Annotated in this window: 20 protein-coding genes; 9 read left to right on the forward strand and 11 right to left on the reverse strand. The window is 71.6% G+C overall.

What is annotated here, in order from left to right; translation table 11 throughout:
- Positions 1–229: 229 nt before the first annotated feature.
- Entirely contained in the window at positions 230–1,585 is a 1,356-nt protein-coding gene (gene lysA, locus ACFU99_RS05360; RefSeq protein ID WP_384386090.1) for a diaminopimelate decarboxylase, read from the reverse strand.
- A gap of 142 nt (positions 1,586–1,727) precedes the next feature.
- On the reverse strand, positions 1,728–2,201 hold the full coding sequence (locus tag ACFU99_RS05365) for an SAV_915 family protein (RefSeq protein ID WP_384386093.1): 474 nt from the start codon (positions 2,199–2,201) through the stop codon (positions 1,728–1,730).
- A gap of 237 nt (positions 2,202–2,438) precedes the next feature.
- Between ACFU99_RS05365 and ACFU99_RS05370 the strand changes: the two genes are divergently transcribed.
- Both ACFU99_RS05370 and ACFU99_RS05375 read left to right on the forward strand, forming a co-directional pair.
- Positions 2,439–3,035, forward strand: coding sequence for a TetR family transcriptional regulator (locus ACFU99_RS05370; RefSeq protein ID WP_384386096.1), 597 nt, complete (start codon positions 2,439–2,441; stop codon positions 3,033–3,035).
- A gap of 277 nt (positions 3,036–3,312) precedes the next feature.
- Positions 3,313–3,795: an RNHCP domain-containing protein gene (locus tag ACFU99_RS05375; RefSeq protein WP_384386099.1), complete on the forward strand. Its 483-nt coding sequence runs from the start codon at positions 3,313–3,315 to the stop codon at positions 3,793–3,795.
- 239 nt (positions 3,796–4,034) lie between these two features.
- Here ACFU99_RS05375 and ACFU99_RS05380 read toward each other — a convergent pair whose 3' ends face one another.
- Positions 4,035–4,874 carry a response regulator transcription factor gene (locus ACFU99_RS05380; protein WP_384386102.1) on the reverse strand — a complete coding sequence of 280 codons (840 nt, stop codon included), beginning with the start codon at positions 4,872–4,874 and terminating at the stop codon, positions 4,035–4,037.
- A gap of 103 nt (positions 4,875–4,977) precedes the next feature.
- On the opposite strand from ACFU99_RS05380, the gene ACFU99_RS05385 reads away from it, so the two are divergent.
- The gene (locus tag ACFU99_RS05385) at positions 4,978–6,672 is read left to right on the forward strand and encodes an AMP-binding protein (protein ID WP_384386105.1); all 1,695 of its coding nucleotides are present in this window, start codon (positions 4,978–4,980) and stop codon (positions 6,670–6,672) included.
- Complete coding sequence (locus ACFU99_RS05390; protein ID WP_384386107.1) at positions 6,669–8,303, forward strand: AMP-binding protein; 1,635 nt, start codon at positions 6,669–6,671, stop codon at positions 8,301–8,303. The genes ACFU99_RS05385 and ACFU99_RS05390 overlap by 4 nt, the downstream gene beginning before the upstream one ends.
- A gap of 54 nt (positions 8,304–8,357) precedes the next feature.
- Here the strand turns inward: ACFU99_RS05390 and ACFU99_RS05395 are convergent, their stop codons facing one another.
- The 6 genes from ACFU99_RS05395 to ACFU99_RS05420 form a co-directional block, all read right to left on the reverse strand.
- The gene (locus tag ACFU99_RS05395) at positions 8,358–10,724 is read right to left on the reverse strand and encodes an NB-ARC domain-containing protein (RefSeq protein WP_384386109.1); all 2,367 of its coding nucleotides are present in this window, start codon (positions 10,722–10,724) and stop codon (positions 8,358–8,360) included.
- A 26-nt stretch (positions 10,725–10,750) separates the two neighbouring features.
- A complete protein-coding gene (locus tag ACFU99_RS05400) occupies positions 10,751–11,167 on the reverse strand; it encodes a hypothetical protein (protein WP_384386112.1) in 417 nt (138 codons plus the stop codon).
- Positions 11,168–11,336: 169 nt separating this feature from the next.
- Positions 11,337–11,474: a hypothetical protein gene (locus tag ACFU99_RS05405; RefSeq protein ID WP_384386115.1), complete on the reverse strand. Its 138-nt coding sequence runs from the start codon at positions 11,472–11,474 to the stop codon at positions 11,337–11,339.
- Between the two features lie 170 nt (positions 11,475–11,644).
- Positions 11,645–12,076, reverse strand: a complete 432-nt coding sequence (locus tag ACFU99_RS05410; protein WP_384386118.1) for a GNAT family N-acetyltransferase — start codon at positions 12,074–12,076, stop codon at positions 11,645–11,647.
- Between the two features lie 51 nt (positions 12,077–12,127).
- A complete protein-coding gene (locus tag ACFU99_RS05415) occupies positions 12,128–13,396 on the reverse strand; it encodes a lipase (protein ID WP_384386119.1) in 1,269 nt (422 codons plus the stop codon).
- Positions 13,397–13,726: 330 nt separating this feature from the next.
- Positions 13,727–14,623: an alpha/beta hydrolase gene (locus ACFU99_RS05420; protein WP_384386140.1), complete on the reverse strand. Its 897-nt coding sequence runs from the start codon at positions 14,621–14,623 to the stop codon at positions 13,727–13,729.
- A 435-nt stretch (positions 14,624–15,058) separates the two neighbouring features.
- Between ACFU99_RS05420 and ACFU99_RS05425 the strand changes: the two genes are divergently transcribed.
- The 3 genes from ACFU99_RS05425 (at position 15,059) to ACFU99_RS05435 (ending at position 19,517) form a co-directional block, all read left to right on the forward strand.
- On the forward strand, positions 15,059–15,577 hold the full coding sequence (locus ACFU99_RS05425) for an SUKH-4 family immunity protein (protein WP_384386121.1): 519 nt from the start codon (positions 15,059–15,061) through the stop codon (positions 15,575–15,577).
- Between the two features lie 421 nt (positions 15,578–15,998).
- On the forward strand, positions 15,999–17,717 hold the full coding sequence (locus ACFU99_RS05430) for an ABC-F family ATP-binding cassette domain-containing protein (RefSeq protein WP_384386124.1): 1,719 nt from the start codon (positions 15,999–16,001) through the stop codon (positions 17,715–17,717).
- A gap of 81 nt (positions 17,718–17,798) precedes the next feature.
- A complete protein-coding gene (locus ACFU99_RS05435) occupies positions 17,799–19,517 on the forward strand; it encodes an ABC-F family ATP-binding cassette domain-containing protein (RefSeq protein WP_384386126.1) in 1,719 nt (572 codons plus the stop codon).
- Positions 19,518–19,543: 26 nt separating this feature from the next.
- On the opposite strand, the gene ACFU99_RS05440 is transcribed toward ACFU99_RS05435, so the two are convergent.
- Complete coding sequence (locus tag ACFU99_RS05440; RefSeq protein ID WP_384386129.1) at positions 19,544–20,302, reverse strand: PIG-L family deacetylase; 759 nt, start codon at positions 20,300–20,302, stop codon at positions 19,544–19,546.
- An 856-nt stretch (positions 20,303–21,158) separates the two neighbouring features.
- Between ACFU99_RS05440 and ACFU99_RS05445 the strand changes: the two genes are divergently transcribed.
- Together ACFU99_RS05445 and ACFU99_RS05450 are read left to right on the forward strand one after the other, a co-directional pair.
- Entirely contained in the window at positions 21,159–21,896 is a 738-nt protein-coding gene (locus tag ACFU99_RS05445) for a Clp protease N-terminal domain-containing protein (RefSeq protein ID WP_384386132.1), read from the forward strand.
- A 132-nt stretch (positions 21,897–22,028) separates the two neighbouring features.
- Entirely contained in the window at positions 22,029–23,447 is a 1,419-nt protein-coding gene (locus tag ACFU99_RS05450; RefSeq protein WP_384386135.1) for an endonuclease/exonuclease/phosphatase family protein, read from the forward strand.
- 46 nt (positions 23,448–23,493) lie between these two features.
- On the opposite strand, the gene ACFU99_RS05455 is transcribed toward ACFU99_RS05450, so the two are convergent.
- On the reverse strand, positions 23,494–23,724 hold a 231-nt coding region (locus ACFU99_RS05455; protein ID WP_384386137.1), incomplete at its 5' end, for a helix-turn-helix domain-containing protein.

Consider the following 23,724-nt stretch of genomic DNA (forward strand, 5'->3'; position numbering starts at 1 on the left):
CTTCCGGGGCGGTTTCCGGCGGTCGGGCATCGGGATTCCTTCACGGTCGCGGTCGCTGGACATCGGCAGGCACACCGGGCGGACGCCGCCGCCCGGCCCGCGAGGTGACCGGACCACTTCGGACCGCTGGAGCACAATGCAGGATATACGTGCCGAATCCCGCGACCGTGAAGGCTGGACGGACTGCGGCCGGGGGCCGGCGGGCGCTCGTCCCGGCCGCAGCCCCGTGTCATTCGCCGACGTCGCGGCTCCGCAGGTCCGCGAGCGTCTCGCGGCGTACGAGCAGCCGGGCGTGGCCGTCCCGGACGGCGGCCACCGGCGGCCGGCCCACGAGGTTGTACCCCGAGGCCATGGAGACGTGGTACGCGCCGGCGGCCGGGACGGCGAGGAGGTCGCCGGGGCGGATGTCCGAGGGCAGCTCGACGCCCTCGGCGAGCACGTCGCCCGCCTCGCAGTGCCGGCCGACGACCGTCACGGCGCGGGGAGCCGCGTCGGAGGCGCGGCCCACCAGCCGGACGGTGTAGCGGACCCCGTACAGGGCGGGGCGCGGATTGTCGCTCATGCCGCCGTCGACGGCGACGAACGTGCGGTCGCCCGTGTGCTTGACAGACAGCACGTGGTACAGTGCGACGCCCGCCGGGCCCGCGATCCACCGCCCCGGCTCGATCGCCGGCCGGGGCACGGGAAGGCCGAACTCGGCGCAGCGCAGCGCGAGTTCACCGCAGACCCGGTCCGCGTACGCCCGCGGCTCCAGCGTCGGTTCGCCCGCCCGGTAGGGGATGGCGAAGCCGCCGCCGAGGTCGAGCTCGGGCAGCGTCACGCCGTGCCGGTCGCGGATCTCGGCGAGCAGCGGCACCAGCCGCCGTACGGCCGTGACGTACGGGTCCAGGCCGGTGATCTGCGAGCCGAGATGGCAGTGCAGGCCGACCAGGTCCAGCCGGGGCTGGCCGAGGACGCGCGCCACCGCGTCCGCCGCCTCGCCGCCCGCCACCGGCACCCCGAACTTCTGGCCCTCCACCCCGGTCCGTACGGCCGCGTGCGCGCCCGCCTCCACTCCGGGCACGACGCGCACCAGCACCCGCTGCCGGCTGCCGGCGGGCACCAGGGCGGCGAGCCGCGCGATCTCGCCCGTGGAGTCGATGACGATCCGGCCGACGCCCAGCCGCAGCGCGGTACGCAGGTCGGCGGGGCTCTTGGCGTTGCCGTGCAGGACGAGCCGGGCGGCCGGGAACCCCGCGTGGGCGGCCAGTTCCAGCTCGCCCGCCGAACACACGTCGAGGGACAGCCCCTCCTCCTCGACCCAGCGGACCATGGCGCGGGAGAGGAACGCCTTGCCCGCGTACGCGACCTCGGCGTCCGGCAGCGCCGCCCGCCAGGCGCGGGCCCGCGTCCGTACCTCCTCCTCGTCGATGACGTAGGCGGGGGTGCCGAAGCGGTCCGCGAGCCGGGCGAGCGCGACGCCGCCGACCGCGAGGTCGCCCGACGGCAGGACCCGCGTCGACGCGGGCCACGGGGAGGACGCCGCGCTCACCTCGGCGGGCGGCGGGGACAGCGGCGGGGGTACGGGCGCGAGTGACAGAGACATGGGAGTGCCTCCTTCGGGGGCAGAGCGGGGAGACCGCTGCGGGGAGCCGTCGAGCGGGGATGGATGCGGGCAGGCAGGGGCGTACGGACGGCCGTAAGCACGTGGGCGACCGGATACGCGCGGGCGGGGCCGGGGGCCCGGCTCAGGTGAGGAAGGCCTGGAGGGCGGCCACGGCCGCCGCCGCGCCGGTCACGCGCAGCGCGCCGACCGCGTCGGGGTCCCAGGAGGGCCGCCGGGGCGCACGCGGCTTCGGGCCGGGCTCGGGCTGCCGCGCCTTCGGCGGGCGGGCAGTGAGCAGCGGGTCAACCGAGAGCCGTGCGATGCCGAGGGGTTCGGCCAGCGCCAGCACGGCGGGCCGGGCGAGCCGGATGAAGGGCTGCTGAGGGCCCAGGACGTGCGAGAGCCGCCGCCTGGAGGTGAAGGCGACGGCGGTCCGGGTGCCGAGCGGGGTGCGGAAGACGCGCAGGGCGTAGCCGGCGGGGCAGGTCCGCACGGGTACGTACAGCGGCCCTGCCGCGCTGCTATCGGAGGGCTCGCCGTCCTCCGAGGCGCAGGCGGCGCCGGCGGAGCGCGGCTCGGCGGAGAAGGTGTCGGCGGGGGTGCGGCTGATATGCATGACGGTCCTTGCAAGGCGTCGGAACAGTGCACTCCACACGCTAGGCCGCCCGTGGCGGCCCGGTACCGGGCCCTGACATGCTGTTGATTCCCCTTCACGGTGATTTGACGAGCTGTTGACACCGACGACGCCCGGCATCCGCCCGAGGCCTGCCGACGAGGCGTCGCGGGCGCCGGCCGAAGGGCCCCGCGTCCCGGCCGGTGACCTGTCAACGGCCGTTGGCCTACAGTCGGCGGAGTGACGACACAGACCGGGAGCGACAGTCGCGGCGGGCGCGAGGACCGTGCCGTACGGCGGTCGGACGGCACGCGCGCCGCCATTCTCGACGCCGCCCGCCGCCGCTTCGCCGAGCACGGGTACGACCGCACCACCATCCGCGCCGTGGCCGCCGACGCCGGGATCGACCCCGCGATGGTCATGCGCTACTACGGCAGCAAGGACCGGCTCTTCGAGGCCGCCCTCGCCATCGACCTGCGCCTGCCGGACCTGCGGGACGTGCCGCGCGCCGACATCCCGCGGCGGCTCGTGCGCCACTTCCTCGACCGCTGGGAGGGCGACCCCGCCGACGACGCGCTGATGCTCCTGCTGCGCTGCGCCGTCACCAACGAGCGGGCCGCCGAGCGCGTACGCGCCATCCTGGCCGGGCAGGTCGTGCCCGCGCTCGCCACGGTCACCGACGCCCGCCGCACGGGGCTGCTCTCCTCGCAGCTCCTCGGCCTCGCTCTCACCCGCTATCTGCTGCGCGTCCCCGTCATCGCCGACCTCACCGCGGACGAGGTGGCCGACCTGTACGCGCCCGCCCTCGCCGGGCTCCTCGGCCTGGACGCCGGGTAGACCACGGCAATCCGCGCCCCCGCCGAAAACCTGTTGCCGCGATGAGGGGGCACCGGTTTTCATCGAGGACGACACGCGACCCCGGCAACTCGGCCGGGGCGGTGCGGAAGAGGTGGTGTTGTATGCCCGGGGCCCCGCGGAACTGCTCTCGTCATCGAGGACGGTCCGCACCGTCGGCGCTGCCCCCGCGGCAGGGCTGACACGGCACGTACTCCTCGGGCGCGAGCGGTGATCCCACGGTCCCGTCAGCTCGCAGCAGCCAGGAGTCCTCTTCACCATGTCCCGCGACAACCGCGACAACCGCGACCATCGCGATCAACGCAACCACCGCAACCACCGCGAACACCGTGAATACAGCCGCAACGACAATGAATTCCGCGAATATCACGATCACCGCGATCGGCGCACCACCGCCAAGCAAGCGCGTGTCCCTTCCTTCCGCTGCCTCAACTGCGGCCTCGACGTACCGATGAGCGCCGTCGGCACCAGCCACCGCAACCACTGCCCGAACTGCCTGTGGAGCCGTCACCTCGACGACACCCCCGGCGACCGGGCGGCCGACTGCGGTGCGCGGATGGAGCCGCTCGCCATATCCGTCCGCAAGGACGGCGAGTGGGTGATCGTCCACCGCTGCACCGGCTGCGGCGTCCTGCACGCCAACCGGACGGCGGGCGACGACAACGCGCTGCCGCTCACACGGCTCGCGGTCCGCCCACTGGCCCAGCCGCCGTTCCCCTTTGAACGGCTGGCCGGGCTGTGACGTACCAGGTGTGAGAACCGAGGGGGTGACCCGTCACGGGGGTCGGGTCACCCCCTCGGGCGCGTCGTTCCCTCGAATTCACTCGAACGAGTCGTCACTACACGGCGTCTTCACTCCGACGTGGCGCGCCGACGACGGTCACCCCAGGGCGGCACCTCACCGTGAGCCACCGCGCAGCACCGCTCCACCGCGCAGCACCACGCCACCGGCACCGGCAGCGCACCGTCACGTCACGCGCGTCACGGCAGCAGCCCCGCCCGGCGGGCCGCCACCACCGCCTCCAGCCGGGTGTGCGCGCCCAGCTTCCGCATCGACGACCGCAGATAGCTCTTGACCGTCTCCGGCCGCAGCCCCAGCCGCTCCGCCACGCCCGCGTTCGTCGCGCCCGCGGCCACCTGCGCCAGCACGTCCACCTCGCGCGGCGACAGCTCCACCGCCGGCTGCCCCCGCTCCGGGACCGCGCCCGAGGCCGCCGCCAGCCGCCCGCACGCCGCCAGCAGCTCCCGCCGCAGCTCGGGGTCGGACACCCGGTGCGCCAGCGCCCGCAGATCGCCGTGCGCCTCGCGCACCTCCTCCCACACCGCCGGATCGGCCGACGGCTGCCGGGCCATGGCCAGCAGCCGCCGCGTCTCGTCCCGCACGGCGAGCGCCTGCTCCAGCTCGCGGGCCGCCTCCACCGCCGCCGACAGCGGCCGGTCGCCCAGCGCGAGCGGCTGCCGCAGCGCCCCGTACAGCACGCCCCGCACCCGGCCCCGTACGACCACGGGCACCGCCAGTATCGAGCGCAGCCCCTCCGCCGCCACCGCGGCGTCGTACTCATGGCTGATCACGCGCGAGGCGTGGTAATCCGTCACGGACAGCGGCCGGCTCAGCGTCGCCGCCTTGCCGCCGAGCCCCGCCCCCGGCCGGATCGCGAGCCCGCCCAGCGCCCCCGACTCCGTGCCGGCCAGCTCCGAGATCCGGAACTGCCGCGGCCCCGCGAACAGCCCGCCGAAGGCGACCGGCAGCCCGCTGCACCGGCGCATCCGCAGCAGCGCCGCACGTACCTCTGTCGCCCCGTCCGGATGTGCCACGGCCATCTCCCCGAATTCGCGAAGTGCGGCCACCCCCGTCCGGGGGTGGTGAGACTCAGATCACTCGTCGCACGATGCTAACGAGCGGGTTCTGCAACGAGGAGGACATGTGACGGCAACCGACGTGACCGAAGAGTTCCGCGCGGCGCGGGATTTTCTGCTCGGGCACCGGGAGGACTACACGGCCGCCAGCGCTGGATTCTCCTGGCCCCGCCCCCGGGAATTCAACTGGGCGCTCGACTGGTTCGACCGGATCGCCGCGGGCAACGAGCGGACCGCCCTGTGGATCGTGGAGGAGGACGGCGGCGAGACCCGGCTCTCCTTCGACGCGCTGCGCGACCGCTCCGGGCGGGTCGCGAACTGGCTGCGCGCCCAGGGCGTACGGGCCGGGGACCGGATCGTCGTCATGCTCGGCAACCAGGCCGAGCTGTGGGAGACCGCGCTCGCCGCGATGAAGCTGCGCGCCGTCGTCATCCCCGCCACCCCGCTGCTCGGCACCGCCGACCTCGCCGACCGCATCGAGCGCGGCCACGCCGCCCATGTGCTCGTACGGGCCGAGGACCGCGAGAAGTTCACCGACGTGCCGGGCGACTACACGCGCATCGTGGTGGGCGGAGGCACCGGAAGCGCGGACGGCACGGACGGCGGCTGGCTCCCCTACGAGGACGCCTACCAGTGCCCCGGCGCGTACCAGCCGGACGGGCCCACCCTCGCGGACGACCCCCTCATGCTGTACTTCACCTCCGGGACCACGGCCCAGCCGAAGCTGGTCGAGCACACCCATGTCTCGTACCCCATCGGCCATCTGTCCACGATGTACTGGATCGGGCTGCGGCCCGGCGACGTCCACCTCAACATCTCCTCGCCCGGCTGGGCCAAGCACGCCTGGTCGAACCTGTTCGCCCCGTGGAACGCCGAGGCCACCGTCTTCGTCCACAACTACACGCGCTTCGACGCCGCCCGCCTCATGAGCGAAATGGACCGCTGCGGCATCACCAGTTTCTGCGCGCCGCCCACTGTGTGGCGGATGCTCATCCAGGCCGACCTCGGCGCGCTGCGCACCCCGCCCCGGGAGGCCGTCGCCGCCGGCGAGCCGCTCAATCCCGAGGTCATCGACTCCGTGCGGCGCGCCTGGGGCGTGACCATCCGCGACGGGTTCGGGCAGACCGAGACGTCCGTGCAGATCGCCAACTGTCCCGGCCAGAGAATCAAGTCCGGCTCCATGGGCCGCCCCAGCCCCGGCTTCACCGTCGCCCTCCTCGACCCGGTCACCGGCAAGCCCGGCGACGAGGGCGAGATCAGCCTCGACCTCTCCGCCCGGCCCGTCGGGCTGATGACGGGGTACGAGGGCGACCCGGAGCGCACCGCCGAGGCGATGGCGGGCGGCTACTACCGCACCGGCGACATCGGCTCGCGCGACGCGGACGGCTACATCACCTACATCGGCCGCGCCGACGACGTCTTCAAGGCGTCCGACTACAAGATCTCGCCCTTCGAGCTGGAGAGCGCGCTGCTGGAGCACGAGGCCGTCGCCGAGGCCGCCGTCGTCCCCGCCCCCGACCCGCTGCGGCTCGCGGTGCCCAAGGCGTACATCGTCCTCGCGGCGGGCTGGGAGCCGAACAGCGAGACCGCCACGGCGATCTTCGCCCACTCGCGGGCGGCCCTCGCGCCGTACAAGCGCATCCGCCGCCTGGAGTTCGCGGAGCTGCCCAAGACCGTCTCCGGGAAGATCCGCCGCATCGAGCTGCGCGAGCGCACGGCGCAGGGCGGCGGCGCGGAGTTCCGAGAGGAAGACCACCGATGAGCGCACCGCAGAGCTCCCTGTCGTACGCGAGCGGCGCCGGCGACGCCCCGCTGCTCGGCGACACGATCGGCGCGAACCTGGCCCGCGCCGTCGAGCGGTTCGGCGAGCGGGACGCGCTCGTCGACGTCCCGAGCGGCCGCCGCTGGACGTACGCGGAGTTCGGCGAGGCCGTCGAGGAGGTCGCCCTCGGGCTGCTCGCCAAGGGCGTCGCGAAAGGCGACCGGGTCGGCATCTGGGCGGTCAACTGCCCCGAGTGGGTGCTCGTCCAGTACGCCACCGCGCGGATCGGCGCGATCATGGTCAACGTCAACCCGGCCTACCGCGTGCACGAGCTGGAGTACGTGCTCGGGCAGTCCGGCATCGAGGTGCTGATCGCCTCCGTCGAGCACAGGAGCAGCGACTACCGGCGGATGGTCGAGCAGGTCCGCTCCCGCTGCCGCGCGCTGCGCGACGTCGTCTACATCGGCGATCCGACCTGGCAGGGCCTGATACGGGCGGGGGCCGGGGTGCGGCACGAGCGGCTCGCCGAGCGCGAGGCGCAGCTCTCCTGCGACGACCCCGTCAACATCCAGTACACCTCGGGCACCACCGGCTTCCCCAAGGGCGCCACCCTCTCCCACCACAACATCCTCAACAACGGCTACTTCGTGGGAGAGACCGTCGGCTACACCGAACGGGACCGGATCTGCCTGCCCGTGCCCTTCTACCACTGCTTCGGCATGGTGATGGGCAACCTCGGCGCGACCAGCCACGGCGCGTGCGTGGTCATCCCCGCGCCGTCCTTCGACGCCGCCGCCACCCTGCACGCCGTCGAACGCGAGCGCTGCACCTCGCTGTACGGCGTCCCCACCATGTTCATCGCCGAACTGGAGCTGCCGGACTTCGCCGCGTACGACCTCTCGACGCTGCGCACCGGCATCATGGCGGGCTCGCCGTGCCCCGCCGAGGTGATGAAGCGCGTGGTCGGCGAGATGAACATGGCCGAGGTGTCCATCTGCTACGGCATGACCGAGACGTCGCCGGTCTCCACCCAGACCCGGCGCGAGGACGACCTGGAGCGCCGCACCGGCACGGTCGGCCGGGTGCTGCCGCACATCGAGGTGAAGGTCGTGGACCCGGCGACCGGGGTCACCCTGGAGCGCGGCGAGGCCGGCGAGCTGTGCACCCGCGGCTACTCGGTGATGCTCGGCTACTGGGACGAGCCCGAGCGCACCGCCGAGGCCGTCGACCGCAGCCACTGGATGCACACCGGCGACCTCGCGGTCATGCGCGAGGACGGCTATGTGGTGATCGTGGGCCGCATCAAAGACATGATCATCCGCGGCGGCGAGAACGTCTATCCGCGCGAGATCGAGGAGTTCCTCTACTCCCACCCCAAGATCTCGGACGTACAGGTCATCGGCGTCCCCGACGAGAAGTACGGCGAGGAGATCATGGCCTGCGTCATACTCCGCGACCGCGCCGGGACGCTCAGCCGCGAGGAACTGGCCCGCTACTGCCGGGGGCGGCTCGCGCACTACAAGGTCCCGCGCTATCTGCGCATCCTCGACGCCTTCCCGATGACGGTCAGCGGCAAGGTCCGCAAGATCGAACTGCGGGAGGAGGCGGCGGCGCGGGGAGCGGGGGCGTAGCCGTGCCGGGGCGGACGGCTCCTGCGCGACGCCCTCCACACGTGACGGCGGCCATCAGCGGCGCCGACGCGCCTGCCAGTACGCGAGGGCATGCCGGGCGGCGCGGGTGCCGGGATGGTCCGATCCCTGGAAGCGGACGCGGTCGGCGACCAGTTCGGCGAAGTCGGCTGTGGCAGCGGCGGCGTCCCCCGCTCGCCCCCGCCAGTGGGCGAGATTGTGGCGAGTGCTGAAGGTGTCCGGATGGTACGGACCCTGGATCCGCATACGGTCGTCGAGCAGTGCGGTCAGTTCCGCCACGGCGCTGCGTGCGCCGTGTGCCTGGCCACGCCAATGCGCGAGGTTGTGCCGGGTGTTGAGGGTGTCGGGATGGTACGGGCCCTGGATCCGGCCCCGGTCGTCGACCAGCGCGGCCAGTTCCGCCACGGCTCCACCTGCGTCTCCCGCCTCGCCCAGCCAACGCGCCTTCTCATGACGGGCGTTGAGGGTGTCGGGGGCGTCGGACCCCTGGATCCGGCTCCGGTCGGAGACCGTCGCCGTCAGGGCGTCCACGGCGGCGGGCGCGTCACCGGTCTCCCCCTGCCAGCGGCCGAAGGCCTGCCGGGCGGCGAGCGTTTCCGGATGGTCGGGGCCCACGGCCCGTAGCGTGTCCGCGACGAGGCGCGCGAAGTCGGCCACGGCGGCATGCGGGTCCCCCTCCTCCCCGCGCCAGTGGGCGAGGGCGTGCCGGGCGGCGAGGGTGTCGGGGTGGTCCGGACCCTGGCAGCGCGTACGGTCGGAGACCAGCCCCGCGAAGGCGGTCGCCGCCGCGCCGGGATCGCCCGACATGCCGCGCCACAGCGCCAGGTTGTGCCGGGCGGACAGCGTATCGGGATGCCCGGCGCCGTACCGGGCGCGCGCCATGACGGTCAGGCGGCGGAAGTACGCCACGGCGGCCCCCGTCTGGCCGGTCGCGCCGAGACTCTGACCGGTACGGAAGAGCACCGTGTGCGGGCCGTCGGAGCCGAGCAAGGAATCCTCACAACAACCCGTCAGCGCTTGGGCGTTGGCGCGCAGCGCCTGCGCGAGGAGGACGTCGGTCTCGGTCTCGGGCCATACGTGGATCAGCGCGTCGGCGGCGGTGCGCGCGAGCCGGGCGAGCTCGTCCCGCGGCAGGTCGTCCCGGGTGGCGCGCTGGACGAGGTGGTGGACGCGAACCGTCTGCACGGAGCTGTCAGGGGTGTGGTCGACGAGGCTCAGACGGTGCAGTGCGCGCAGCGCCAGGACGGCGTCCCGCTCCGTGACCTCGTACGCGCCCGAACACGCGGCGGTGCGGCGCCCGGCCAGATGGGCGAGAGCGGGCGGGCTGCGCACGACGGAGGCGGGGACGCCCTGGGCGTCGAGTACGGAAAGGAGTTGCAGCATGGGACGGGCCAGCCCGGCGGGCCGCATCCGGTCCGCGCGCTCGACGGACAGCGACCACGCGGCGGACACAGCATCGGTCTGGTCGTCCGGAAGCCCGCAGGGCTCGGGCAGCAGCGCGGCGAGCGTCCGGGCGCGGTCGTCGAGCTCGACGCGGTACTCGGCGCAGCCCATCCCGGCGTCGACGAGATAGGCGACGGCCTGGGACAGGGCCAGGGGCAGATGGCCCAGCTCGTCGGCCAGGGCGGCGAGCTGTCGCGGCGACTCGGTGCGGCCGTGGGCGGCGAGGGCGGTGGCGAGATAGGCGGCCGACTCGTCGGCGGTGAACAGGTCTACGTGCACGGCCTGGTGGTCCTGGTGCGCGAGCGCGGCATCGCGGCGCCGCGTGGTGATCAGTGTGTGTCCCCGCGGGCTGCGAGGGGGCCACAGCCCGCGCAGGTCGGCGGGGTCGGCGAGGTCGTCGAGTACGACGAGCCAGGTGTGCCGCTCCGCGGGGCGCCCCGGTTCCAGCCAGGCGAGGAACGCGCGTGCCGCCTGCTCGGGGTCGCGGGCGTCGGAGCCGAGCACCTCGGCGGCGGTCTGCGCGTAACCGGCGACGATCGCGGCCCGGGTGCCGGCGCTGATCCACACCAGCAGATCCAGGCTCCCGGACGCCCGCAGGGCGCCGGCACACCGGGCGGCGAGCTGCGTCTTGCCGACTCCGCCCATACCGGTCACCACCAGGCACGGCGGCGACGCTCCGGCCGCGGAGAGCGCCCGCTCCACCTCGGTGACGGCGGCCCGGTCCTGGAAGCAGTGGGCCGGCCGGGGCAGGACGCCGACCTGATGCGGCCTGCTCACCACCGATGAGCCGCGACCGCTTCGGGCCACCGCGCAGTAGGTGACCTGGCCGCCCCCGGCGACGTACCCGATGGCCAGCCCGCCGCTTCGGGCGTCGGCGTGTATCCCGTCAGCCTGTATCCCGTCGGCTCGGACTTCTTCGGCCCGGACTTCTTCGGCTCGGGCTTCTTCGACGGCTCTCACGGGCTCTGGGATGGACGCCGGTCCGCTCAGCCCAGGCGCGGAGCCGGCACCCGAGGGCGGCCGAGACGTGCGCCTCCCTGAACTATCCCGGCGGCGATCCCCCCGCCCTCCGCGTGGATCGCCACATCACCGCCGACGGCAAGACCGCCGGAACCGGCCCGGACATCGCCGCTGGGGGCGTGACGGGCCTGCCGCCGCTCCTCGGGATCGGTATCGGCATAGGTATCGGGATAGGTATCGGTATCGGTATCGGGACCGGTATCGCGCAGTGCCGCTGCGGTTTCGTCCAGGCGGTCGAGCTCGGCCGGCTCGCGTCGGGCATCTCCTCGGCCGGCCCACCGAGCCACCGCGCGCCGCATCACGGCCCACGCACCCGCCCCAACGGCCGCGGCCACTGCCGCCCCTCCAGCCGCGGCCAGCACCTCCAACACGCGATCGAGCACGAGCCCCTCCCTGTGTTCCCACCATCCCCCACCAGGTCACAGGACACGCGCTGCGAGCGAGCCACGGTCTTGAGGCCGTATTTCTGTTACCCGCGCCAAGCCGCCTCTATCAACCGACAGGCGTCAGGAAATCCGGCACGAGCCATGGCCCCGCTGCCGCAGGCGGCAGTCACGCAACGCCTGGGGTGCACATGCAGAAGCTGAATTTCTCGGTGAGACGCACCGGCTGGACGTTCTCTTGCTCGGTTTGCTCGGTCACTTCACGCAGGTCGAGGTCGAAGACGTCCTCGGTGGTCTCGGTCGCCACAGCGGCAGGAGGCATGGAGGGTTCCTTTCAACGCGACGAGGGAGGGAGAGCTGATGAGGTCTTTCCCTCAACTGAGCGGCTGAAAAGCCCGGTTGAACGGACCACCCGAACGAGGGAGGCCGAGACGAGCACGCAGCACAGGCAACCAGCTCACCAGGCCGACGGGGTGGTCAACCGCCCCGCATGAAGCGGTACATACCGATCGACCCGTGCTCGGCGGTGTCGGCGAAGCCGAACTTCTCGTAGAGGAAACGCGCCGGTCCATCAGCGATCAGCGAGACGTACGCGGTAGCGGGCGCCCGCCGCTCCAGCTCCTCGGTGAGCGCGGCCATGATGCGCCGACCGAGGCCCTTCCCCTGGTGCGCGGGGTGTACGCAGATATCGACGATCTGGAAGGCGGTACCGCCGTCGCCGACGATCCGCCCCATCCCGATGGGCTCGTCCTCGAAGCAGAGGACGACGCCGTACCAGGTGCCGGTCAGCGCCGGCGCCACCGCTTCGGGATCGTGGTCGGAGAGCCCGGCGTCGGTGCGCAGGCGACGGAAGACGTCCACGGAGGGCACGCCCTCGCGCAGGTCGTACGGGTCGTTCATGTGGTCCATGCGACTCATGCTAAACGGGACTCGTCGCAGGTGGCGGCTGTGGCTGCCCGGCTACCGCAGGGAGCGGAACCACCGTACGACGGCAGCGGTTCCGGCCTGCTGGGAGCCCAAGTGGCGGGAGCCGCCGTAGTCCGGGCTGCCGAGGCCGACCAGCGGAGCGTCGATGCCGTGAGAGTGCAGGTCGGCGTGGCAGTGGGCGGTGTTCGCGGTGACGGCCTGCTCGTCCTGGTCGGCGTAGTACAGCCGGACCGAAGCCTTCGGCGTCCAGTCGCCGCACACGCCGTCGGCGACCCGCAGGGCCGCCGCCAGCCTGCCGGTGGGGTGGGCCAGCATCGCCCGTCCTCGTGGTGTGAGCAGCGCGTCGAGGGAAGCAGGAGTACCGGCTTCGATCTCAGGACCGGTGTGGGTACCGTCCAGCAGACCTTCGACCGTCCGGTCGTACGGGGCCCGGAACACCTGGGCCGGCGTGCCGTACAGATGGTGCAGACGGTTGAAGGCGACCAGGGTCAGCGCCGCATAGATCACACTCGCCTTGGGCGCCGTGCGCCCGGCCAGCAGCGCGGGCAGCTCCGCGTCCCGGAACGCGTAGCCACCGCTGATGGGGGCCACCGCCCGTAGCCGGAACCATCCGTCGGCGCCGTCCTGTAGCGACCGGGCCAGCCCCAGCGCCGCCGACGCGCCCTGCGAGAACCCCGTGCCCAGCACCTCGCGCCGCAGCTCCCGACCCTTCGCCCGTACGACGGCGCGGGACGCCCGCAGCATGTCCAGGGCGGCGGTCGTCTCCGAGCGCACGTCCATCCAGGGGTGGGGGCCGGGGCCCAGCCCTAATCCGAGGTAGTCGGGGAGCACGGCGGCGAACCCCGCGGACGCGTAGGTCAGGGCGGGGGCCTGGCTCCAGACGCTGGTAGAGACGGAGGCGACAGCTTCCTTGGACAGTTCGGTGCCGTGCGTGAAGGACACAGTTCTCAGGCGCCGTTCGCCGCTGCGGGGGAGGGCCAGCAGGCCGCTGGCAGTGGTGGGCCGGCCGTGGGGGTCCACCGTGCGGTACACGATCCGGTAGGTGTCCAGCCCGTACCGTACGGCGCCGGTATCCCAAGCCCCCGCTCTGTCTCCCGCCAACTCGTCCGTGACCTGGCGCGCAGTCAGCGTCCGAAGGCGCTGGACCGACACAAGGGCACCCCGCTGTGCGTCTGCCGCGGCCGGCGCCGACGCGACGGCCCGGGACTCCTCGCCCCCCTGCGCGACCGCGGCCGTCGCACCGCTCACTGCCAGCGCCACCGACACCGCCGCGGCCATCACTGCACTGCTCATTCGTTTCATGCCGAGACCATAGGCATCCCCGGCACCACGCGACATCCGGCCAACCAGACGGCGGGCGTGGGGTTTTCCTCAGGGGGATCCCGGTACCGTCCGAGTCCGTCGTGACCCGCGGGCGGGCCCGGCAGGACGCCGAGTCGACTCCGACCATCGACCATCGACCAGTCGTCGTCGGCGGCGGGTCCGGCCCCAGAAGCGACCACTCGCGATTCGTCAGATCCCCCCCGACTCCCCCGACTCCCCCCGACGTATGACCGGACCAACGAGTGGTCGATCAGAAGGCCGCATAATCCGACGGACGGACGGACGGACGGAACCCAGAACCTAGCCCCTCTACCTTGCGAGCGTGTCCAGGACGTCCGCGACCGGGGTGGGATCCAGAGGGCCGACGTGTGACGCCCCGGGGAAATCGTGCACGCGGAACCTGTTGCCGGGTGTGGACGCGTCGGCTTCCGCGATCATTCTGTCCTGGAGCGCGGTGGCGATCGTACGGTCCCTGCCGAAACGCAGGTACGTGCGGGGAATGCGTCCCCAGTTGCCGGCCCGGCCGACCGCTCGGCCCGCATAGGCGGTGATGGGCTCGTCGGTCTGCATGCCGGCCAGCATCCGGCGGAAGTCGGCGTCGGGGTAGTCCGCGCAGATCATCTCCTTCAGGAGGGCCAGCTCACTGCTGACACCCGTACGGAAGTTCAGCCGCAGTACCCCGAGCCGGTCCATGTCACCCACCACCAGCTCCACCGGGCTGACGGCGTTCGCGTTCTTGGGCGCCGCCGTGCAGGCGTCCGCCGTGGGCATGGCGCGGCTGGGACAGAAGGCCGCCATGTAGCAGATGTGGTGAAGCAGGTGCGGGACGGCTTCGCCGACACGGCTGACCGACACACCACCCAGGCTGTGCCCGACCAGCACCACCGGGCCGTTCCGTGCGGCCTGCCGCACGATGCCCGTGACGCGCGCCTCGTAGTCGTCCAGCCCGAGGCCCTTCAGCGGGGAGGGCTCGACCGCCATCGCCGCGAGGTCCTGCCGCTGGTACGACTCCGCCACGAATGCCTCCGCGCCGTGTTGCGGCTGGTCGACCATGACGACGCGGTGGCCGCGCAGCACCAGTTCCCGCGCGATCGGCATCCAGAACGCGCCGGCGCTGTGGGTACCGTGCACCAGCACGTACGTTGCGGTCCTGCGACGCGGGGCCGCCGCGGCCGGCGAGGCTCCGAGCCCGGTGGTCAGCGCCATGCCCCCCACCGCGAGTCCCAGCCCACGCAGCGCCGTCCGCCGGGTGGTTCCTTTTCGGTCTTCGTTCGTGTTTTCGTTCGTGTCATTCGTCATGAACACAACGCTATGAACGGCCCGTTCGACCCACCAGCGGTCCAGCACCCCCACAGGGGTGGACCCAGAACCACCCTGCCGCGCGGCTCGCAGGGCCCGACCCGCGTGCCGTGATCGACCGGATCGTCTATGTCTTCGACGGCACACTCACCGCAGCCGCGATCCGACTATGGCTCCGACCATGATCTGACCTGTGAGGATGGGGCCTTCGCTCGGACCGGGTCGCGAACTGGATACGTCTATGGGCGGTTTCGGGGCTGCTGGCTGCTGGTTGAGCTGGGCCGACGGACGAGGCACCACCTGATAAGCCACCTTCGCTAAGAGAGTCGAGTAAAAATTCCAATGGTGGATATAACTCACAAGAACTGGCCGACCTTTTCCATGGTGCAGATCCATGGATCAGGGGCTGAAGACCCGGACTGGGAAGGGCCGGATCTGATGATCGAGGCCCCAGCTGAAATGGTCGGATACCGGTACGAGGCTGCCGACGCTCTGACGAAGGTCTCGGGTACGGGACATGGGGGCTTCGTGAGGTTCGGTTCAAACGGCGTCTTTGGAAGCACCCTGCTCAACACCGTGACGGGTGAAGTCGTCCAGCATGTTCCAGGCGCAGATCAACTACGCCTGATGAACTCATCACTTCCTGCTTTCACGGAAATCGTAAGAGCGTTCTTTGAACGGTTCCCGTTTTATGGATCGGACAGCGATGAGAGCGAGTTCAAAACTGCCGCAGCAGACGTAGAGCGGATCGTACGGGAGATTGACCCGAGCGCCTTCATCCAGGATGGATTTTGGGCGACACTCGTTGACGACATCAATATGGGCGACTTTTCCACGGAGGAGATCATCGAGACTGAATAGACATCCGGACACCTCGGGCATAGGCCCCAGCCGCCTCCGCCGGAGACGGCCGGAGAGGACCGGGGAAAGCGTCGGCAGGAGAGCTTCGGTCGCGGTGTGCGCTGGTCAGGGCGACTGGCTACGGCGACCTCCTCCCTCGGCGTAGTGCCGCCTGTCTCCCAGAGCCGGAGCCAGAGCCCGAGCCGGAGGCCAGACCCAGCCCCTCCTGTTACCCTGCCAATGACCTTGATTCCGTGCTGAGGAGCCCAGACATGGTGGTGGACGACGACATCTCCGGGTGATACCCGGACCCGACAGGCCACCGGCCGGTGCGTGGAAGCGCCGCCGTCGTGGCCTCGCTGTCGTCCCCTCTCCCTTGTCTGCCGCCAGGGCAGAAGTGTCTTCGCTGCCCTGGCCCCACGAGCCCCACGAGGTCACCTCCATGTCCGATGCCTGCATCGTCTGCTCGAACCTGTCCTTCGCCTGGCCCGACGGCACCCCCGTCTTCCAGGGCCTGTCCTTCACCGTCGGCCCCGGCCGCACCGGCCTCGTCGCGCCGAACGGCGCCGGCAAGAGCACGCTGCTCAAGCTCATCGCCGGTGAGCTGCGGCCCGCCGCCGGGGCGGTCTCCGTGGCCGGGACCCTCGGCTACCTCCCGCAGAGCCTGCCCCTGACCGGCGACCTCGCGACCGTCACGGTCGCCGACGTGTTGGGCATCGCCGAGGTCATCCGGGCCATCGACGCCGTCGAGTCCGGGGACGTCGACGAGAAGCACTTCACCGCGATCGGCGACGACTGGGACATCGAGGAACGCACCCGCGCCCAGCTGGACCGCCTCGGCCTGGCCGGTCTGACCCTCGATCGCAGCCTGAGCACGCTCAGCGGCGGCCAGGTCATCTCGCTCGGCCTCGCCGCCCAGTTGCTGAAGCGGCCCGACGCGCTGCTGCTCGACGAGCCCACCAACAACCTCGACCGCGACGCCCGGCACAAGCTCTACGACGTCCTGGAGGACTTCAACGGCTGCCTTCTCCTGGTCAGCCACGACCGCGCCCTGCTGGACCGCATGGACCGCGTCGCCGAACTCGGCCGCGGCGAACTCCGCGTCTACGGCGGTAACTTCACCGCGTACGAGGAGGCCGTACGAGCCGAGCAGGACGTCGCCGAGAAGAACGTACGCAACGCTGAACAGGAGCTGAAACGGGAGAAGCGGGAGATGCAGCAGGCCCGCGAGCGTGCCGACCGCCGGCAGAGCAACGCCGCCCGCAACCTGAAGAGCGCCGGTCTGCCCCGTATCTTCGCGGGCAACATGAAGCGCGGCGCGCAGGAGTCCGCGGGCCGGGCCGGCCAGATGCACGCGGGCCGGGTCGGCGAGGCGAAGGCCCGGCTGGACGAGGCCGGTCGCGCGCTGCGCGAGGAGCAGCGCATCACGCTCGACCTGCCGGACACCAATGTGCCCGCGGGGCGCAACCTGTTCCTCGGCGAGCGGCTGCGCGTCCGCCTCGGCGACAAGGACGTGTTCGCAGGTCAGGGCGTCGACCTGACCGTACGGGGCCCGGAGCGCATCGCCCTGACCGGCCCCAACGGCGCCGGCAAGAGCACGCTGCTGCGCCTCCTGAGCGGCGACCTGACGCCGGGAACGGGCGAGATGGGAACGGGCCAGATGGGGACCGGCCAGATGGGGACCGGCCAGATGGGGACCGGCCAGATGGGGACCGGCGAGATCAAGCGGGCCGACGGCCGTGTCGCCTACCTCTCGCAACGTCTCGACCTGCTCGATCTGGACCGTACGGTCGCCGAGAACTTCGCCGACTACGCCCCCGAGCGGCCGGAGGCGGAGCGGATGAACCTGCTCGCCCGCTTCCTCTTCCGCGGGCCCCGCGCGCATCTGCCCGTACGCGTGCTCTCCGGAGGCGAGCGGCTGCGCGCCACCCTGGCCTGTGTGCTGTGCGCGGAACCGGCTCCGCATCTGCTGTTGCTGGACGAGCCGACGAACAACCTCGACCTGGTCAGCGCGGGCCAGTTGGAGAGCGCCCTGAACTCCTATCAGGGGGCTTTCGTGGTGGTCAGCCACGACGAGCGGTTCCTGCGCGAGATCGGCGTGAACCGGTGGCTGCGACTGGCCGCCGGGGAGCTGACGGAGACGGCGGCCCCTGAGGTGTGAGCCGTCGGCGTGTCGACCTGGCCCGCGCACGAGGCGCCGCCGCCCCGCGGGCCGAACACCGAACACGTTGGACGACCACCCATGTCTCAGCCCCAGCGGCCCCAGCGGCCCCAGCGGCCTCAGCCCGCCCTGCTCGCCCACGACCTCGTCCACACCCTCGGCGGCCGCCGCGTGCTCGACGGCGTCTCCCTGACCGCCTCGCCCGGCCGCCGCATCGGGCTGATCGGGGAGAACGGAGTCGGCAAGTCCACCCTGCTGCGTCTGCTCGCCGGCCCGGACGAACCCGACTCCGGCAGCGTCACCCGCCCGCCCGACCTGGGCTTTCTGCGGCAGGAGATGCCGTACGAGGCCGAAGCGACGATCACCGACGTACTTGACGACGCCCTGTACGAGGCCAGGGAGGACCTCGCCGAACTGGAGCGGCTGGCCGAACGGCTCGCGCGCACCGCGCAGGACGCGCCCGAGTACGCCGCCGCGCTCGACGCGTACGGCCTCCGGCTCGAACAGGCCCAGGACCGGGAGGCATGGGACGCCGAACGACGGGCCGCGCTCGTACTCGACGGCCTCGGCCTCGCCCCCTTCGGACACGACCGGACGCTCGGTTCGCTCTCCGGTGGCCGGCGAGGCCGCCTCGCGCTGGCCGCGCTGCTCATCCGGCGTCCCGCCGCGCTGCTGCTGGACGAGCCGACCAACCATCTCGACGACGGCGCCGCCGCCTTCATCGAGGAACAGGTACGCGGCCTGCCCGGCGCCGTCGTGGTCGCCAGCCACGACCGGGCCTTTCTTGACGCCGTATGCACGGACCTGATCGACCTCGACCCCGCGGTGGACGGCCCGGTCCGCTACGGCGGCGGCTACAGCGCCTACCTGGCGGAGAAACGCGCCGAGCGGAGCCGCTGGGAACGGCGCTGGGCCGAGGAACAGGAAGAACTGGCCGCCCTGCGCGTCTCCGCCGGGACCACCGCGCACCGCGTCGCACCGGACCGCGGCCCCCGAGACAACGAGAAGATGGGCTACGGCCACCGCGCCGGCCGCGTACAGAGCCAGATCTCCCGACGAGTGCGCAACGCCGCTCGCCGCCTGGCGGAGCTGGAACGCACCCGGGTCGCCGAGCCGCCGAAGCCGCTGCGGTTCGCGGGCCCGGCGCTCACCGCACCCGCGGCGGACGACGACGCTCCGCTCGTACGTCTGGACAACGTACGGGTCCCGGGCCGGCTCGCACCGCTGAGCGCCAAGGTGTCGGCGACCGACCGCCTCCTGATCACCGGCGTGAACGGCTCCGGAAAGTCGACCCTGCTGTCCGTACTCGCCGGGCGCCTCACCCCGGAGGGCGACGCGCGGCACCGGGCCGCCCTGACCGTTGGCCTGCTCACCCAGGACACCGCCTTCGACCACCCGGACCGCTCCGTCCGCGACACCTACGAACTGGCCCTCGGCACCCAGCGCGCCGAGGCGACACCGCTGAACTCATTGGGCCTGCTCCACGAGACAGACCTGGCCAAACCGGTCAGCCACCTCTCCGTAGGCCAACGCCGCCGCCTCGCCCTCGCCCTCCTGATAGCCCGCCCCCCACAACTCCTCCTCCTCGACGAACCCACCAACCACCTCTCACCACGCCTGTGCGACGAACTGGAAGAAGCCCTGGCCCCTGGCCCCGACTCCGACTCCGGCCCCGGCCCCGGCCCCGGCGCGATCGTCCTGGCCAGCCACGACCGCTGGCTACGAAAACGCTGGCAGGGACGCGAAATCCGCCTCCGACCCCACGGCGAAGGCGCGGGCATTACATCGAACAGCCTCTGAAGACGTGGCCTGGGCTGGGTGGTCAGTCAGGCGGTCAGTTCCGTCTCGGCCGATGTGGCGGTTGAGAGGGCGTGGCGGGTGTACCACTCGGTGGCGAACAGTCGTCTCTGTACATCCGGCGGAAGGTCGGCGACCCTGCCCGGGAGGGCTCCGCGGTCCACCTCGGAGCGGTGGGCCAGTACTGCGGCGATCTTCTGCTCCAGCCACGGGCCGACGCCGACAGTTGTCGTGACCTGTTCGTCCGGGACGCTGTACAGCGCCTTGCGCGCACCGATTACGTCCCTCAGCGCAGGCACGGCCGAGTGTGGGTGCGTGGCCAGGTACAAGGCATGCGGTTGCCAGGGGGTGCCGGCGTCCGGGTAGAGCAGCTCAAGTCCGGCCGCCTGGGCAGCGAGCACGGTCACCCGGTGAGTGTGCACATGATCTGGGTGACCGGGCAGCCCGCCGTAGGCGTCATGGGTGACCACGATGTCCGGGCGGAACGCACGGATATGCACCACCAGCCGCCGCACCGCCTCGTCGAGCGGCGCATCGCACAACCGCTCACAGCCCGGGGCCGACTGCGGAACCCGCGCATCGGCGCAGCCGAGCATCCGCGGCTCGCCTGCGCCGAGGATCCGCAGCGCCTCGGCCAGCTCCCCAGCTCGCGGGGTGTCCGCGGCCCAGGTCGCCGTGACGACGGCGGTACGCGCACCGGCGGCCGCGTGCCGGGCGAGGACCCCGCCCGCTGACAACGACTCGTCGTCCGGGTGGGCAAAGACAGCGAGCAGATCCGGCACGGGCATGAACCGACCACCTTCCAGCGCGGAGAGAGCCCGATCGTACGTACGTGGGTGAGGGTGGGTGCTGCGGCTGATGTTGGGTGGGGCGGTATTGCGCTCGGCCGGGTGCGGGTTTCGTCTCGGACCCTCCGGGTCCAGAGCGCCGGCAGCGGGAGGGAAGGGGCGGGGCAGCTGTCGGTTTGCTGCCTGCTGCTCGGCGTGCGGCTGGGGTTCAGGCTGGCTCCGCTGCGCTGCGCCGCTGGCTGCTGCCGCGATGAGGTGGATGTCCGGCGGCTCGGGTGCGGGAGCGTCTCGGGCCTGCGGCCCACAGCAGCCGAAGTGAAGGGCGCGCTGCACTGCGCCCGGGGGCGACTGGCCGTTCAGGGGGCGGTTTCCGCCCGTACAAGAGCGGCCCACGGCTGGGGAAACTCCACTCCGACGGCCGCCGCGCCCGGTATGTCCAACACGCCAGGTTCACCCTTCAACTGAGTGCAGTTGCGGCCCGGTTCCGCATCCCATAAGGCGCTTTTGTCGGGCGGCAACCGCACCCTACCTACCGGTAGCCAGCCGCGAAGCGCAGCGGAGCCTCCAGCGGGCACCACCACCGCCCCACCCGTCACTACAGGCGCTGTGGACCCGCAGGATCCGAAACGGGCCCGCACCCACCCACGCCGAATACCGCCCCACCCCCGTCGCCGCTCGCACTGTGGACCCGCAGGGGCAACCCTCCTGACACCACACATTGATGAGCAGTAAGCGCACCGCAGGGAGACCGGCGCGCCGGCGGAGCAGCGGGCTGGCGACGACTTCGACCAGCAGACGAGCAGTCATGAGGCAAGTGGGCCTTGACAGTTAAGGATTGTCAAGGCGTACTTGCCTCATGACTCTTCCAGACCTGGACGACCTCATCGCGGAAGTCGACCGAAGGTGCGACACCGCACACCGCCCCGGCGGAGAGGAACAGCCCGACTGGCTCGCCCTGCTGACCGTCGCCGCTCAACTCGCGGGGCAACTACAGGCCCTGGCCGATGACTTGGTCGAGGACTACGTGGAGCACTGCCGGATGCACGGCAGCTCGTGGACGGATATCGGCTCGTCCCTGGGTGTGACCCGGCAAGCGGCCCAACAGCGCTTTCACGTCCCGCACAAGCGCTACAGCCCCGAGACGATGACCGAGGATCTGCGCCAGGCGATGGTCCACGTGAAGCGGGCGGCAGTGCATCACCGCAACAACTACATCGGTACCGAACACCTCCTGTGGGGGCTGACGGCGGAGGACAACAGCGCCACCCGACTCCTGGAGGCCGCCGGGGTCTCCCCGAAGACCGTACACCGGTCGGTCGCGGACCGGCTGAGCATGGGCGCCTCACAAGCCGCCGAGCGCATCGCCTGGACTCCGTACTCCCGCAAGGCGATCGCCATCGCGGAGACACGATCCGAGCGGAACGGCTCCGACCGCATCGGCTGCGAGGACCTGCTGATCGGCTTGGCCCAGGTCGGCCGCGGAGTGGCCGCCGCCGTGCTGACCGACGCCGGATTCGGCTCAGAGGCGCCCGATGCCGGCCTCGACGCGGCGGAAGCCGCCCCCTCGCCCGACGCCGCGTCCGCCGGCGCCTGAGCCTGATACCGCACAGAACTCCACAAGCCACCGGGTACGGGCGGCCAGACTCCCCGTCCATAATGGGCCGGTCCCATTCATCTCGATGTTCCCTCGACGTTCTCGCGATGCTCTCTCGATACGGAGTCTTGAATGCGCCGTTTCCTTTCCCCATTCGCCGCCATATGCTGCGCGCTGCTCGGCATAGCCGGCATGGTCGTGGGTCTGCCCGCCGGGCAGGCCCAGGCAGCCGGGCCGCCGCCCTCGTCGACAGGGCAGAGATGGACGCTCCAGTCCGTGGCGAACGGCAAATACATATCCGCCGAAATCCACGACAGCGGCAGCGACTACGGAAAGCTGCGCGCCCGTTCCGACAGCGCCGGTTCGTGGGAGCGGTTCACGCTGCACAGCGATGACGGCGGCAAGACCGTATCGCTGCGCTCCGAGGCCAATGGCGACTACGTGTCCACCGAAATCGAGGACCAGGGGAACCACAGCGGAATGCTGCGTGCCCGTGGCACGCACCTCGGCTCCTGGGAGCGCTTCGTCCTGAACCGCGCCGCCGACGGGACCTACACGCTGCGGTCCCAGGCCACGGGGAAGTACGTATCCACCGAGGTCAACGCCACGGGCGGCGACGCTGGACTGCTGCGAGCCCGCTCCGCGACGGCCGGGTCCTGGGAGCGTTTCCGGCTCCAGAAGGAGGGCGGCATCAGCTCCGGTACGGATGCCCCGGCCCATTCGGCCCCCGCGAACACCGTGCATGTCATGGAGTGGAACGCCTGCGCCAACAACAACGGCGACGCCGCCTGCCACTTCTTCCGCTCGACGGCCGCGCCGCTGGCCGACGCCGTCGCCCAGCGCGCCAAGAAGACGTCCGCGGACGCCGTGCTGCTGGAGGAGTTCTGCGAGAAGCACGCCCAGCCGGTCGAGCAGCGGCTGAACGAGGTCACCGGGCGCGGCTGGGCCGTACGGTTCGCGCCGATCCAGCTCCTCGTCGACGGTACGGGCGGCGCGGTCGCGGCGCAGAAGCAGTGCCACGCCGACAGCACCGGCGCGGACCGGGGCTCGTACGGTATCGCCCTGGCCGTACCGGACGAGAACACCTGGTACGCCGCCTACCCGCTCCCCTCTCCCCCGGGCAAGGAACAGCGCACCGCCATCTGCGCCACCGCCCCGTCGCTCGCGGTCGACTTCTGCGCCGCGCACTTCAGCACGGGCGGCGCCAAGTGGGACGACCCCGACGGCAGCTACCGCAGGGCGCAGGTGCAGACGATGCTGAAGGCCGTCGACAAGCCGGGCTATCGCCCCGTCTTCGGCGGCGACCTCAACACCTCGCCGCCGGACGACGAGGACGGGGACGGGCCGGCGGACGTGACGGCGCCGTTCTACGACCGTTTCCAGGAATGCGATCAGTCGGCGGCAGGCGGCAGGCGTGACGGCGCGATCACCAACGGCAGGCTGAAGCTCGACTACATCTTCGGCCCGAAGCAGGCCGCGTACCGCTGCGGCGTGACCGAGACGGGCCTGTCGGACCACAAGATGCTCGACGCCACCATTTCCTTCGGTTGAGAGCTTGAGGCCTGAGGTCTTGATGCTTGATGCCTTGAGACCTTGATCAATTCGCATCCGCCCCGAACCGGCGTTTGTACGCCGACGGGGTGATGCCCGTCTCGCGGCGCATCAGCGCGCGCAGATTGGCGGCGGTGCCGAGCCCGCTGCGGCGCGCGACCACCTCGAAGCGGGCCTCGCCCCGTTCGATCAACCGGCATGCGAGGGCGAGTCGTTCCGCTGTGAGCCAGGCCAGTGGTGTCGTACCCAGCTGCGCCTGGAAGCGGCGGTGCAGGGT

It is taken from the genome of Streptomyces sp. NPDC057654 (genome assembly GCF_042800135.1).
Taxonomy (GTDB): Bacteria; Actinomycetota; Actinomycetes; order Streptomycetales; family Streptomycetaceae; genus Streptomyces.

Bases quoted from the DNA above. Each gene is read 5' to 3' on its own strand.
- lysA (WP_384386090.1), bottom strand. From the start codon at position 1,585: ATGTCTCTGTCACTCGCGCCCGTACCCCCGCCGCTGTCCCCGCCGCCC.
- ACFU99_RS05365 (WP_384386093.1), bottom strand. From the start codon at position 2,201: ATGCATATCAGCCGCACCCCCGCCGACACCTTCTCCGCCGAGCCGCGC.
- ACFU99_RS05375 (WP_384386099.1), top strand. From the start codon at position 3,313: ATGTCCCGCGACAACCGCGACAACCGCGACCATCGCGATCAACGCAAC.
- ACFU99_RS05380 (WP_384386102.1), bottom strand. From the start codon at position 4,874: ATGGCCGTGGCACATCCGGACGGGGCGACAGAGGTACGTGCGGCGCTG.
- ACFU99_RS05390 (WP_384386107.1), top strand. From the start codon at position 6,669: ATGAGCGCACCGCAGAGCTCCCTGTCGTACGCGAGCGGCGCCGGCGAC.
- ACFU99_RS05410 (WP_384386118.1), bottom strand. From the start codon at position 12,076: ATGGACCACATGAACGACCCGTACGACCTGCGCGAGGGCGTGCCCTCC.
- ACFU99_RS05415 (WP_384386119.1), bottom strand. From the start codon at position 13,396: ATGAAACGAATGAGCAGTGCAGTGATGGCCGCGGCGGTGTCGGTGGCG.
- ACFU99_RS05420 (WP_384386140.1), bottom strand. From the start codon at position 14,623: ATGGCGCTGACCACCGGGCTCGGAGCCTCGCCGGCCGCGGCGGCCCCG.
- ACFU99_RS05425 (WP_384386121.1), top strand. From the start codon at position 15,059: ATGGTGGATATAACTCACAAGAACTGGCCGACCTTTTCCATGGTGCAG.
- ACFU99_RS05430 (WP_384386124.1), top strand. From the start codon at position 15,999: ATGTCCGATGCCTGCATCGTCTGCTCGAACCTGTCCTTCGCCTGGCCC.
- ACFU99_RS05435 (WP_384386126.1), top strand. From the start codon at position 17,799: ATGTCTCAGCCCCAGCGGCCCCAGCGGCCCCAGCGGCCTCAGCCCGCC.
- ACFU99_RS05440 (WP_384386129.1), bottom strand. From the start codon at position 20,302: ATGCCCGTGCCGGATCTGCTCGCTGTCTTTGCCCACCCGGACGACGAG.
- ACFU99_RS05445 (WP_384386132.1), top strand. From the start codon at position 21,159: ATGACTCTTCCAGACCTGGACGACCTCATCGCGGAAGTCGACCGAAGG.
- ACFU99_RS05450 (WP_384386135.1), top strand. From the start codon at position 22,029: ATGCGCCGTTTCCTTTCCCCATTCGCCGCCATATGCTGCGCGCTGCTC.